Origin of the sequence: Bradyrhizobium algeriense (assembly GCF_036924595.1) — a bacterium.
Lineage (GTDB): Bacteria > Pseudomonadota > Alphaproteobacteria > Rhizobiales > Xanthobacteraceae > Bradyrhizobium > Bradyrhizobium algeriense.
The window spans coordinates 4,270,931-4,283,801 of record NZ_JAZHRV010000001.1 but is presented as its reverse complement, the minus strand read 5'-3'; the positions used below and the strand labels follow the sequence as shown (position 1 = coordinate 4,283,801).

Annotated in this window: 11 protein-coding genes; 4 read left to right on the top strand and 7 right to left on the bottom strand. The window is 62.7% G+C overall.

What is annotated here, in order from left to right:
- The first annotated feature begins 95 nt into the window (after positions 1–95).
- A complete protein-coding gene (locus V1286_RS20900; protein ID WP_334482197.1) occupies positions 96–1,670 on the top strand; it encodes an MDR family MFS transporter in 1,575 nt (524 codons plus the stop codon).
- Between the two features lie 10 nt (positions 1,671–1,680).
- On the opposite strand, the gene V1286_RS20895 is transcribed toward V1286_RS20900, so the two are convergent.
- The 5 genes from V1286_RS20895 to V1286_RS20875 all read right to left on the bottom strand — a co-directional run bounded on the left by V1286_RS20895 (position 1,681) and on the right by V1286_RS20875 (position 9,490).
- Positions 1,681–2,928: an adenylate/guanylate cyclase domain-containing protein gene (locus V1286_RS20895; RefSeq protein ID WP_334482196.1), complete on the bottom strand. Its 1,248-nt coding sequence runs from the start codon at positions 2,926–2,928 to the stop codon at positions 1,681–1,683.
- Entirely contained in the window at positions 2,925–3,314 is a 390-nt protein-coding gene (locus tag V1286_RS20890; RefSeq protein ID WP_334482194.1) for a response regulator, read from the bottom strand. The genes V1286_RS20895 and V1286_RS20890 overlap by 4 nt, the downstream gene beginning before the upstream one ends.
- Positions 3,315–3,316: 2 nt before the next feature.
- Complete coding sequence (locus tag V1286_RS20885) at positions 3,317–6,943, bottom strand: GAF domain-containing protein (protein WP_334482193.1); 3,627 nt, start codon at positions 6,941–6,943, stop codon at positions 3,317–3,319.
- 147 nt (positions 6,944–7,090) lie between these two features.
- Positions 7,091–7,804, bottom strand: a complete 714-nt coding sequence (locus V1286_RS20880) for a type 1 glutamine amidotransferase (protein ID WP_334482192.1) — start codon at positions 7,802–7,804, stop codon at positions 7,091–7,093.
- A 33-nt stretch (positions 7,805–7,837) separates the two neighbouring features.
- A complete protein-coding gene (locus tag V1286_RS20875) occupies positions 7,838–9,490 on the bottom strand; it encodes a thiamine pyrophosphate-requiring protein (RefSeq protein WP_334489807.1) in 1,653 nt (550 codons plus the stop codon).
- Between the two features lie 474 nt (positions 9,491–9,964).
- Between V1286_RS20875 and V1286_RS20870 the strand changes: the two genes are divergently transcribed.
- Positions 9,965–10,129 carry a Flp family type IVb pilin gene (locus tag V1286_RS20870; RefSeq protein ID WP_334482191.1) on the top strand — a complete coding sequence of 55 codons (165 nt, stop codon included), beginning with the start codon at positions 9,965–9,967 and terminating at the stop codon, positions 10,127–10,129.
- A 75-nt stretch (positions 10,130–10,204) separates the two neighbouring features.
- Here V1286_RS20870 and V1286_RS20865 read toward each other — a convergent pair whose 3' ends face one another.
- Together V1286_RS20865 and ku are read right to left on the bottom strand one after the other, a co-directional pair.
- Complete coding sequence (locus tag V1286_RS20865) at positions 10,205–10,441, bottom strand: hypothetical protein (protein WP_334482190.1); 237 nt, start codon at positions 10,439–10,441, stop codon at positions 10,205–10,207.
- A 36-nt stretch (positions 10,442–10,477) separates the two neighbouring features.
- Positions 10,478–11,476: a non-homologous end joining protein Ku gene (gene ku / locus V1286_RS20860; protein ID WP_334482188.1), complete on the bottom strand. Its 999-nt coding sequence runs from the start codon at positions 11,474–11,476 to the stop codon at positions 10,478–10,480.
- Positions 11,477–11,736: 260 nt separating this feature from the next.
- On the opposite strand from ku, the gene V1286_RS20855 reads away from it, so the two are divergent.
- Together V1286_RS20855 and V1286_RS20850 are read left to right on the top strand one after the other, a co-directional pair.
- Positions 11,737–11,889, top strand: a complete 153-nt coding sequence (locus tag V1286_RS20855; RefSeq protein WP_190241678.1) for a hypothetical protein — start codon at positions 11,737–11,739, stop codon at positions 11,887–11,889.
- A gap of 271 nt (positions 11,890–12,160) precedes the next feature.
- A complete protein-coding gene (locus V1286_RS20850; protein WP_108513053.1) occupies positions 12,161–12,832 on the top strand; it encodes a response regulator transcription factor in 672 nt (223 codons plus the stop codon).
- Positions 12,833–12,871 lie beyond the last annotated feature (39 nt).

Genomic DNA, 12,871 nt, shown 5'->3' with positions numbered 1-12,871 from the left:
CGTCTGCCGCAAGGAAAATTTACCCTCTAAGGTGCGGGCGATATGGCGATTCCATCTCGGCGGTTTTGGCCGCGCAGAACAATATTACGTCGGACATGAACAAGCACCAACGGCAGGACCGCGAGCCTGCCGACCAGACGACGTTGCCTGACGATATCGGCAGCGAACTATCGCGCATCACGACGGAGGTCATCGATGTCAGCGATGCACCGCCGATTGCGCCACCTGCGCCCTTGAGCCCCGACGAGGTTCGCACCATCCTGATGAGCCTGTTGCTGACGATGTTCCTGGCCGCGCTCGACCAGACCATCGTGGCGACGGCGCTACCGACCATCGGCCGCCAGTTCAACGACGTCAGCAACCTGTCCTGGGTCATCACGGCCTATCTCCTGGCCTCGACGGCGGTGGCGCCGGTGTTCGGCACGCTGAGCGACATCTACGGCCGCCGCGTCATGATTACCGTTTCGCTTGTCTTGTTCACGGTTGGCTCGATCCTGTGCGCGGTGGCGCCGAACATGCCGGTATTGATCGTCGCGCGCGGCCTGCAGGGGCTCGGCGGCGGCGGCATCATGCCGGTCGTGCAGACCGTGATCTCCGATGTGGTCTCACCGCGCGAGCGCGGCAGGTATCAGGCCTATTTCAGCGGCGTCTGGATGGCGGCAGGCTTGATGGGCCCCGTGCTCGGCGGCGTGTTCGCCGAGCATCTGCACTGGTCGATGATCTTCTGGATCAACGTGCCACTCGCCGTCGGCGCGCTGTTTCTGCTGCTGCCAAAGATGGGCAAGATCCCCGTGTTCCATCGCCGCCGCAAGGTCGACTGGCTCGGCGGCGTGCTGTTGATGGCGTCTGCGGTCGTCGTCATGCTGGTGCTGACCTGGGGCGGCAACCGGTATGCCTGGCAGTCGCCGGCGATCATGGCGATGATTGGCGCGGCTGTCGCGCTGGCGTTCGGCTTCGTCTGGCACGCGCGCAATGCCGAGGAGCCGTTTCTGCCGCTGCCGCTGCTGGGTGGAACGGTGGTGCCCTACGCGATGGCGGCCGGCGGCTGCGCGCTGGGCGCCATCACCGCACTCACCGTGCACCTGCCGCTGTATTACGAGGTGGTCTATCATTTGACCGCGAGCGAAGCGGGGCTTGCGCTGATCCCGCTCGCCGCGGTTTCCACCTGCGGTGCGGCGATCGCCGGACGGACCATGGCGCGCGCCAAACACTACAAGCGCGTCGCTATCGCCGGCACGTCCGCGGCGACGATCTTTGGTGCGGTGCTGACCGTGACGACGCTGCCGTTGTGGGGCTTGCTGGTCGTGCTGTCGCTGTTCGCGCTCGGGCTCGGCACGACATTCCCGGTCAGCGTGGTCTCGCTGCAGAACGCGGTGGCGCGCGCGCAGATCGGCACCGTGACGGGTGCGATGAATTTCTTCCGCTCGCTGATGTCGTCGTTCATGGTCGCCGCCTTCAGCGCGATCCTCCTGATGGCGCTGGGCGCGGGCATCTCGCTCGGCGAACACCGCGGACCGGCGAACGCAATTCCCGCAGCCGACATGATCACCGCGTTCCACTATGTGTTCGGCGCCGCCACCGCGCTGCTGGCCTGTGCCGCGCTCTGCATCATCCTCATGGAGGAACGGCCGCTCGCCGGCCCCTCGACGCCGGCGGAGATGGCGGAGTAGGGCTGCCTAACTATTCAAGCTGCATTCGGACACCCTTCGCGCCGTTGAGTAGCCGCTTCAGGTGAAAGTTGGCCAGAGGATCCTCGGCGTGCGCGCCGACAAGTGCGGCAAAGGCCGGCATTGCATTGCCATCGCCGGCCTCAAGCCTGGCGAAAGCTTCGCCATACTGCGATGTCGCCAGCGCCGCGAAACTCGCTGCCGATAAGGGCTCATAGGCACGCAATGATTCGCTGCGCCCACGCAGCACGAGATCGCCCACCGGTCGGCCCCTGAAATTCTCCACTGCGTTTGCAACTGTCGCGCTGACGCAGATCCGGGTGCCGAGAAACTTGTTCGCCGCTTCAAGCCTCGCCGCCGTGTTGATGGCGTCGCCGTAAGCAGTATAGTCAAAGAAGCGGCTGCCCCCGAAATTGCCGACCAGTGCAGGACCGGCATGAACGCCGATGCGGGTGGCGCCGAAATTCACGCCTTTCGCCTTCCACCGTTCGCGAAACGCTTCCGCCCATACGTCAAGCTCCTGCGCGCAGGCGACTGCGCGCGTCGCATAGTCGGGCTGGTCGCTGGGCGCATTGAACAGTACCTCGATCGCATCGCCGATCACCTTGGCCACGGTCCCCTCATGCGCGAAGACGACGTCGGTCATTCCGGCCACATATTGGTTGAGCAGTTCTCCAAGGAGTTCGGGCGCGGCGGTCTCCACGAGCGAGGTGAAGCCGGTTATGTCGGTGAAGATGACCGCAACGTGGCGCCAGGTTACCTCCGTGCTGTCGCCCACGCTGGACGCAAGCCGCTTGGCGAGCTCGGGCGAGAAATAGCGGGAGAGCGAAGCATGGGCGCGCTCGGCTTCCGCCTGACGGCGACGTGCCTCGCGCAGCAATTCAATGTGCCGCAGGGTCTTGTCGATCGTCGCTTCAAGATCGACGAAATCGATCGGCTTGGTCACGAAGTCGAATGCGCCGCGATTCATTGCGGTGCGGATGTTGCTCATGTCGCCGTAAGCCGACACGATGATGGTCGATTTCTTGTCCTCGGATTCTTGCAGCTTGGCGAGCAGCGACAAGCCGTCCATGCGTGGCATGTTGATGTCGGCGACCACCAAGTCGACGTGCGGATGCTCTTCGAGCGACTGCAACGCCTCGAGCCCGTCACGCGCAAATATGAAGCTGACCAAACCCTCGCGAACCTGCCGCCGGAATTTCTGAAGGACCAGCGCCTCCAGATCCGGCTCATCATCGACCACGAGGATTGTTGCGGTCATGCGGCTTGCTCGAGCCTGGCATCGATCTTCTGACGCAGCGTCACGAAGTCGATCGGTTTGGTCAGAAGGTCAGTTGCGCCGTTCTCGAGTGCCTTGCGTCTGGTGTCGGCATCACCATAGGCCGTGATCATGATGACCGGCACCTCGGGCCGCATTTCCTTGACCTTCGGCAGCATTTCCAGCCCGGTCATGCCGGGCATGTTGATGTCGGACAGGATCAGGATCAGCGAATGCTCGATGGTCGAGCCGACGCGCGCCAGCGCATCCGGCGCGGACCTGGCGAAGTCCATGACGAACCGCTGTGCACGCAGGTCGCGGCGGAATTGCTGGCGGAACAACGCTTCCACGTCGGGCTCGTCATCCACAACTAGAACCAGAACACTCACGGCTATCCTCTGGACCTTTCTGCAAAATTGCTTTTTCGCGGCAACACGATGCGGAATTCGGTGAAATGGCCCTGTTCAGTATCCACGTCAATGGTGCCGCCATGTTGCTTCACGATGATGTCGTGGCTCATCGATAGGCCCAACCCAGTGCCTTCGCCAGCCGGCTTGGTGGTGAAGAAGGGGTTGAACATCTTCTCCCTTACCTCGGGTGGAATGCCGGCGCCGTTGTCGCGAATGCGGATTTCGACGGCATCGCCAAGGTCCTTGGTGCTGGCCCGCAGCGTCGGCTCGAAGCCGGCGGCGCCGCTCTCCTTGTCGCGTTTGGTCACGGCATAGAACCCGTTCGAGACCAGATTGAGGAAGACGCGGGTGATCTCCTGCGGGAATAGGTCGATCTGGCCGGCGGCCGGATCGAAATCGCGCTCGAGTGTGACGTTGAAGCCGGGCTTCTCGGCGCGGGCGCCGTGATAGGCGAGGTTGAGGCTCTCGTCGATCAGCGCGTTGATGTCGGACGGCCGGTGCTCGCCGCCACCCTCGCGGGAATGCAGCAGCATGTTCTTGACGATGGAATCCGCGCGCTTGCCGTGCTGCACAACCTTTTCGAGGTTGTCCTTCAAGAGCCCGGTCAGTTCTTCGACCTCGGCACGGACCTTCTCGGCGAACTCAGTGGGTTTGAGAACGTCATTCAACTCCTCGGTCAACTCGGCCGAAACGGCCGCGAAATTGTTGACGAAGTTGAGCGGGTTCTTGATCTCGTGGGCGATGCCAGCGGTGAGCTGGCCAAGCGAGGCGAGTTTCTCGGTCTGCACCAGGCGGTCCTGCGCGGTGCGCAGGTCGTCGAGGGATTTTGAGAGCTCGCGCGTGCGCGCCTGCACCTCCTCGAACAGGCGGACATTGCCGATGGCGATCACCGCCTGGTCGGCGAAGGTCTCCAGCAGCGCGATCTGCTTGTCGGTGAAGGCGACGGGTTCAAGGCGGCGCAGCGCGATCGCGCCAATTGCCTCTCCCTCCCGCAACAACGGTACGCTCAAGGTGCAGCGGTGACCCTGTTCGCGGGACTGCCGCTGTCCTTCGGGAAATTCGGATGCTTCCGGCGCCTGAAAATCGGGAACCTGCACCGGAACGCGGTCGACGACCGAACGACCCGTGGCCCAATCCCGATTGATCGGGCGGGCTTGCCGGCCCGTCGGAATCGGGCCGTGATGCGCGCTGAAGTGCAAGTCATTGCCGATCTTCAGCAGGACATTGGCATCGTACGCATCGCAGAACTTGCAAGCGCTCTCAACAATCGCCTGCAGCGCCGGTCCAACTTCGGTCGGCGATGAGGCGATCACCTTAAGCACCTCCGCCGTGGCTGTCTGTTGCTGCAATGCCTCGCTCAAATCCTCGGTGCGCTGCTGCACCTCGTTGAACAGTCCGACATTCTTGATCGCGATCACGGCCTGGTCGGCGAACATCTGCAGCAAGCGGGTGTGCTGTTCGCCGAATGGGCCGGGCGCGACGCGGGTGACGGTGATGATGCCGACGGCCTCGCCGTCGTTCATCAGCGGCGCGAACAGCATGCTGCGATAGCCGCGGGCCCGCGCAATGTCACGCGCCGCCGGCTCGCGTTCGGTATCAGGCAATTCCGCCGGCGCGCCGTTGCGCGTCAGCTGGTAGGGCGGAAACTGGTCCAGCGGGACAGGGAACGCAGATTGCAGGACGGCATCGCCGGCCGCGTCGGTCGGTGTAAAGGCGGCCAGATGAATCTTGCCGTCGATGTAGCGGAAGATCGCGGCTGAAAAGCCGCCGATCAACCGGTTGGCGCTATACGCAACGGCGTCGAACACCGGCTGCACGTCGGAGGGCGAGGAGGCGATGACTTTCAGGATGTCGGCGGTGGCGGTCTGCCGTTCCAGCGCTTCTTTCGTCTCGTTGAACAGCCGCGTGTTCTCGATCGCGATCACGGCCTGGTCGGCGAAGGTCTGCAGCAACTGGACGTGATGCGGCGCGAAGGCGCCGGGCTCGGCGCGGGTGACGCTGATGATACCAACAGGGGTGCCCTGGTTCATCAGCGGGGTGAACAGCACACTGCGAAAGCCGCGCAGCCGCGCCAACTCCCTGTTGGCGGGGGGCACATCATCAGCCTCGGTGTCCGGGAACTGGATCGTTTTTCCGTTGCGGACCAGTGCAAATACGGGGAGTTCGGCTAACGGCCGCGGGAACGACGATTTCAGCGCCCTATCGGCCTCGGGATCGGTGGGCGTGTAGGCCACAAGGTGAAGCTCTTCCCCGATGAAGCGCAATACCGTGGTGGAGAATGCGCCGAGCAGGGTCTTCGCGCTTGACGCGATGGCCTCGAACACGGGTTGGATGTCCGATGGTGAACTGGCGATGACCTTCAAGATCTCGGCGGTCGCGGTCTGCCGCTCCAGAGCCTCCCGGGTCTCATTGAACAGACGCGTGTTCTCGATGGCGATCACGGCTTGGTCGGCAAAGGTCCTGACCAGTGTCAGCTGCTTCTCAGACAGTCTGAAGCCCGCTTGCGGGGTGGTCAGATTGATGGTCCCAATGCCTTCACCCCGATGGATCAGGGGCACAAATGTCGCGCTTCGGAAGCCACCGGCCGCCGCAACCCGGCGGGTCAACTCGGGCGTACCGGGAGCTTCGATATCGGGAATCTCTATGATCCGGCGCTCCATGATTGCACGGCACGACGGGGAGCGGTCCGGGTCGAATGCGATCGGATAGATGGACCTTGCCTTTTCGTGGTCAAAACTCGGCCCGCTTGCTGCGATGGCGCGCCAATGCAGTTTGCCATCCTGCAGCGTCGTGATCACCGCGGTGTGCGGTGCGAACAGCTCGGCGGCGCTGTTCACGATGACATCCAGGACGGGCTGCACTTCGGAAGGGGAGGAGGCGATGACCTTCAGAATGTCAGCGGTTGCGGTTTGCCGCTCGAGCGCTTCGCGCGTCTCGTCGAACAGCCGCGCATTCTGGATGGCGATCACGGCCTGATCGGCGAAAACGTTCAGCAGTTCGCACTCCCTGTCCGCAAACGGCACCATCGAGGTGCGGCCCACGAAAATCGTGCCGATTGCCTTGTCTTCCCAGAGCATGGGCGCAATGGCCATCGAATAGTTTTGCCCGATCCTGCGAGCGGTCTCGCGCAGGTCGATCGGCACGTCCGGATCGTTCTGGACGTCGGCAGAACGCACCAGCCGCCGCTCGCGAATCGCAAGCTCGCTTGCGGTTCCTTCAATCGGAATTGGAAACCGCTCGCGCGCCGCCTCGGCGTTTGCACCGCGCGCGGCCGCAATTTGCAACAGGCCTTCTTCGCTGGTGAGGAAAATCAGGCTCTCCTCGCCGTCAAAAAGATGCTTGATGCTGGAGAGGATGCTTTCGAATACCGGTTTGGTATCGGCCACCGAACTGCTGATGACACTGAGGATGCCGGCGGAAGCCTTCTGCTGCTCACGCGCGAGGTTCAGTTCCCGACGCAGATTCGCATTCTCGATTTCGAGCTCGACCTGGCGCGCCTTCGCCCCGTCGCGCTCGGCGCGAACGGATTCGAGATGCGACTCCATCTCGGTGATGGCCGATCCCAGCTCATCGATCGCGACCGACATGTCCTCGGGAAGCGTCGCCATTCCAACAATCCGTGCCTGACGCGCGGGCAGGGCCAAACAGGCCGCCTTGCCCCGGTTCCAGTCAGATTATTTCATCCCGGAAGCGTTAGAGCCAGCGCTCATGAAGGTCTTAAGGGAGCCTTTCTGCCCGGTCGCCCATCTCACGCGTCACCTTGATCGCGTGAGGAAACGCGTGATCGCGCCCCCGAGCCTGGCGTTTTCCAGCGGCTCGGCGAGCGAGCCCTTTGCGGCTGCGACGAGGCTGTCAGGTGCATGGCCTTTGGTGTGCACCACCTCGCAGCAGGCCAGCGCGAAGCCGACAGAGAATTCCGGGTGTGGCTGTACCGAAAGCGTGGTGCCGCCGGCGTAGAGCAGCCCGGCGTACGGCGTGAAATCCGAAGACAGGATCGTTTGGGCGCCCGCTGGCGGCGTGATGACCTGATCCTGGTGCGAGCAGGCGAGCGCGATGTGCGTGCCCTCGATCAGGCCATTGCCGGCCGCTACGTCGTAGACGTGCCTTCCCAGCCCCCAACCTTTCTCCGACTTGCGCACCGTGCCGCCCAACGCCTGCGCGATCAGTTGATGACCGAAGCAGACGCCGACCATGGACACCTTGCCCTCATTTGCTGTGCGCACGAATTCTTCGAGCGGCGCGATCCACTCGAGCCCGTCATAGACGCCGGCCGGCGATCCCGTGATGAGGATCGCCTCCAGCCCGCCGATATCAGGCAGCGGCTCGCCGGCGGCAATGCTGACGGTATTGAACGTGACGGAGGGGTCGGCAGCGCCAATCATATGCTCGAACATCTGCGGATACGATCCGTGGAGCACGCGGTTTTTCGGGCTGACCAGTCCGGTCTCCAGGATCGTAATACGCGGCATGAGCGGGTATCCGGTAATCTGTTGCGTCGCTCCTCAGGTCCCCGGCCGCGACACCTCGGTCTCCTTGCTGGTGATGAATTCCAGCAGCACCGGGACACCTTCTTTGGTCTTCGCAATGCCGCGCTGGATGGCGGGGATGATGTCTTCCGGCCTCAACACCCGTTCGCCATAGCCGCCGAACGCGCGCGCCATCGCCGCGTAGTCGCCGGAAATGTCGGTGGAGCGGTATTTCTCGGTCGAGATCGGCATCACCTTCAATTCGATCGCCATCGAAAAATTGTTCAAAAGGATCGACATGATCGGGATGCGCTCGCGCACCGCGGTTTCGAAATCCATGCCGGTGAAGCCGATCGCGGCATCGCCCCAGACATTGATGCAGAGCTTGTCGGGTTTTGCCAGCTTGGCGCCCATCGCCAGCCCAAGGCCGTAACCGAGCTGCGTGGTCTTGCCCCAGCCGACATAAGAGAGCGGTTCGACCGATTTCCAGAACGGCGAGAGCTGGTCGCGCGGGCTGCCGGCATCATGGGTGATGATGGTGTTGTTGATGTCGACGGTGTGCTGCAGATCCCACAGCACGCGGTAGGGGTTCAGCGGCGCGTCGTTATGGGTCAGCTTCGGCATCCATTTCGCCAGCCATTCTTTGTGGGAGGCCGCTATCTCGGCTGCGACCGCGGCCGCGTCGCGGTCCGTCGTGACGGTCTTGCCGATCTCTTCCAACAGCGCGTCGAGCACGAGGCCGGCGTCACCGACGAGGCCGATTTTGGCCTCGACGTCCTTGTTGAGATGGTTGGGGTCGAGCGTCGAATGGATGATGGTCTTGCCCTTCGGCATGGCGATGCCGAATGATGTCTCGGTGAACGAGCAGCCGATGCCGAAGATCACGTCGGCTTCGCCTAAGAATTTCGGCACCGCGCGCGGCACGGCGAGGCCGCCCGACCCCAGCGACAGCGGATGCGTCTCCGGAAAGGATGATTTGCCGCCAAGGCTGGTTGTGACGGGGATGGCGAGGCGCTCGGCCAGCCGCCTGAGCTGCGGCCAGGCTTTGGCGTAATGCACGCCCTGGCCGGCATAGATCACCGGGCGCTTCGCCGCGACGAGGAGAGCCGCCGCTTCCTTCACATGCAGGGGATCCGCGCCGTAGCGGGTGCGCAGCACCGGCGTGTAGTTCAGCGGTTCCGGCACTTCCTCGTTCCACATGTCGGCCGGAATTTCGACGATCACCGGCCCGCCGCGGCCGTTCTTCAGTTTGGTGAACGCGCGCCGGAAAATGTTGCAGACCTCAGTGGCGATGTTGATCGGCTCCGACGATTTCGAGAACGCCTTCATCGCCTGGCTGGAGTTGAAGTTCGGGTCGATGTTGGCGAGCCTGCGCGCATAGCCCATCGGCAGCACCAGCACGGGCACCGACTCGCCGTAACATTGCGCCACGCCGCCCATCGCGTTCTCGGCGCCGGGCCCATGCTGCATGCAGAACGCGCCGATCGATTGCCCCGAGGTGACGCGCGAGATCGCGTCCGCCATGTGAACGCCGATGCGTTCCTGGCGCACCATCACCGGGCGGATGTCGGTATTGGCGGCATATTCAATGAGATGATTGACCGGGTAGCCGCAGAGGATTTCGATCCCCTCCCGCTTCATGATTTCCGCAATGGCGGCGCCGAGCTTCATGACGGTCTCTCCTTGGATTGCAGGCCGGTTTGGTCCGGACGATTTGCAACAGTAGGAACAGGATTTTCCGGCCCGGTAAAGCGCTGACGAAGCATGCGTGCGGAAGTGCTGATATGCGTTTTGCCGCCTGACGGGCTCGTTCGGTCAGTTCCGCGCCCAGCGTAACTTCTGAGAACGACTTCCGGACCGGGCCGTTGTGCCCGGTCCCTTATTCAACGCCGCGGCAGCTGAACATCGCGGCCATCGGGTCCGTTTCGCGCTTCTGCGCTGTCATGTGCCTCGCTTCGCAAGACGCCAATCGGGCGACGATGGACGGGCGGCGCGCAATCGATGGTAAATTTCCGTACCGTATGATTCCGGAGGCGCGGATTTCTTCGACCGCCTTAATCGATCGTTCATTCTGATCGTCAAGGCCTCTTCAACCGTTCCCGTCTAGAGTTTAACGAGTTTGGCGCGGGAGAATTCCGGGGAGCGTCTATAGGAGTTTTGTCTATGCGTCGATTACTTGCACGATTTGTCGGCGATGAATGCGGTGCTACCGCCATCGAATATTGCCTCATTGCAGCTGGCATCAGCATCGTGATCGTCACCGCCGTCAACGGCGTTGGCAGCGCGCTCAACACGAAATTCAGCGACGTCAGCTCCTCGCTCAAGTAGCGGGGTTCGGCTGCACCATGCAGGAGCCGCTGCTCGGGCCACTGCCAACGGGGCGGGGACGGCGATTGAAGCCGGCTAGCCCTCTTTCCCGTCCGCATTGAGCGCCCGCATCATCGCGATGCGTGCGAACATCAGCCAGCCGCCGCCGGTCTCCGCCGCATTGATCAGATTCTCGACTGCGATCTGCCAGTGCGCCTCGTGCTGCACTTTTTCCGGCAATGCCATGACGTAGTCGGCGGCCTGCTGCAGCGTCGCGAGCCTGCCTCCGCTGCGAAGCGCTATCGGGTCATCGAACGGGGTTGACCAGGGCATCGCGCGCTAGAAGATGCTATCGCGCTCCTTGCCCAATCATCCGGCCTTCTTGGTACGGGCGGCTGATCGCGCCGGCTTCTCCGCCTTCTTCGGCGCTTCCTTAACGGTTTCCTTGGCCGTCTCCTTGGCGCCGCGTTTGCCGCCGCCGCTGATCGGCAACAGCATCTCGCGCTGGCCGGCGGCGGCCTTCTTCGGCTTCTTGCCCTTGGTCTTTTCTTGACCCTTTTCTTGGGCCTTGACGGCAGGGGCGGCCTGCTTTTCGCTGGCGAGGCTGCGCTTGAGCGCGTCCATCAGGTTGATGACGTTGCCGGTGGTTTTCGGGGCAGCCTTTGCCGTGATGCTCAGGCCGTTGCGCTTCTGATTGATCAGGTCGATCAGCGCCTGCTCGTAGCGGTCCTCGAATTGTTCAGGCTCGAACGATCCGGACTTCTGCTCGACGATATGCTTAGCGAGATCAAGCATATCCTTGGTGATCTTCACGTCCTGGATATCCTCGAAATATTCCGCCTCGCTGCGGACTTCATAGGGGTAGCGCAGCAGCGTTCCCATCAGCCCCTTGTCGAGCGGCTCCAGCGCGATGATGTGTTCGCGGTTGGTCAGCACCACGCGTCCGATCGCGACCTTGTCCATGTTGCGGATGGTTTCGCGGATCACCGCGAAGGCGTCGTGGCCGACCTTGCCGTCCGGCACGAGATAATAGGGGCGGATCACGTAACGGCTGTCGATATCGGCCCTCGGCACGAACTCGTCGATCTCGATGGTGCGGGTCGATTCCAGCGCGAGTTCGTCAAGCTCGTCCTTCGTCACCTCGATGTAGGTGTCGGTGTCGACCTTGTAGCCCTTCATGATGTCGTCGTTGGCGACTTCCTCGCCGGTGTCGGCGTCAACCTTGGCGTATTTGATCCGATGGCCGGTCTTGCGGTTGATCTGGTTGAACGAGACCTTCTCCGTGTCCGACGTCGCCGGATAGAGGGCGACCGGACAGGTCACGAGCGAAAGGCGCAGAAAACCCTTCCAATTGGCGCGGGGGGCCATAGGGATACTCCGAAGACGCGACAGACGACCGGTAAGAATACCATCGGATCGCCGCCTCTCAAACACGGCGGGGCAGGGAATCGCGCAACGGCGTTAATCGCTGCACGGCCCCGTTCTGCGGCGGGCCTGCGGCCTTTTGGATGCTGCTGCCGCGCGGCACGGCCCGAAGGGCCGGAACATCGCTTCCGATCATGCGTTGCTTTAACCGGCGGTGTCGAAGCATTCGCTGGTATTACAGGCACTTACTCGAAGAGGTCCCTATGGCAACGCAACGACATGGCCAGATCGTCGAAACCCCGACCGAGGCACGCCAGGCCGAACCCGGCCCGTCGGTGCTCGCGCTCCTGACGGTTTCGACCGGGCTCGCGGTTCTGATCCTGGGCATCGTCTGGTTCGTATTCTTCCGCACGTGAGCGACTGACCGGTGAGGCGATCGGGCTTGCCGGCCCCTCTGCAGGCGGGAGCGTCCCGCCTTTTCGGTAGTTGTCGACGCAAGCGACCTGGTGGCCCCCCTTGGGGCAGTTAATTGGCTGTGCTAGGCGTTCGGCTTGCGGCCATGCCCGGCCGCGGAAAGCCTCATAACGAAAAAGTAACATTGCACCGTGCCCCCCGTTCATGGCCCGTTCACGCCGGTTAGCCTCATCTTGAGATCTGATATCGTAGGGCTCACTTTTGGAGGCCAGCTTGCGCCTGCTTGTCGTTGAGGACGATCCGGATCTCAACCGTCAGCTTACGACGGCTTTGACGGATGCCGGTTATGTGGTCGATCGCGCGTTCGACGGTGAGGAGGGGCATTTCCTCGGTGACAGCGAACCTTATGACGCCGTCGTGCTTGACATAGGGTTGCCCAAGATGGACGGCATCTCGGTCCTGGAGGCGTGGCGCCGCGGCGGCCGCGCGATGCCGGTCCTGATCCTTACCGCGCGCGACCGCTGGAGCGACAAGGTGCAGGGATTTGACGCCGGCGCCGACGACTACGTCGCCAAGCCGTTCCACCTGGAAGAGGTGCTGGCGCGGATCCGCGCGCTGCTGCGCCGTTCCGCCGGTCACGCCCAATCCGAGCTGACCTGCGGTCCGGTCTCGCTGGATACCCGTACCAACAAGGTTACCGTCAACGGTAATTCGGTTAAGCTCACCTCGCATGAATATCGTTTGCTCGATTATCTCATGCATCACACCGGGCGCGTAGTGTCGCGTACCGAACTGGTCGAGCATCTCTACGACCAGGACTTCGACCGCGACTCCAACACCATCGAGGTGTTCGTCGGCCGCATCCGCAAGAAACTCGAGGTCGACATCATCCAGACCGTGCGCGGGCTCGGCTATCTGCTGACGCCGCCGTCGCCCGGGACTTGATTTGCTCGTTGTTTAATTCGAGCATGCCCCCATCCGAAG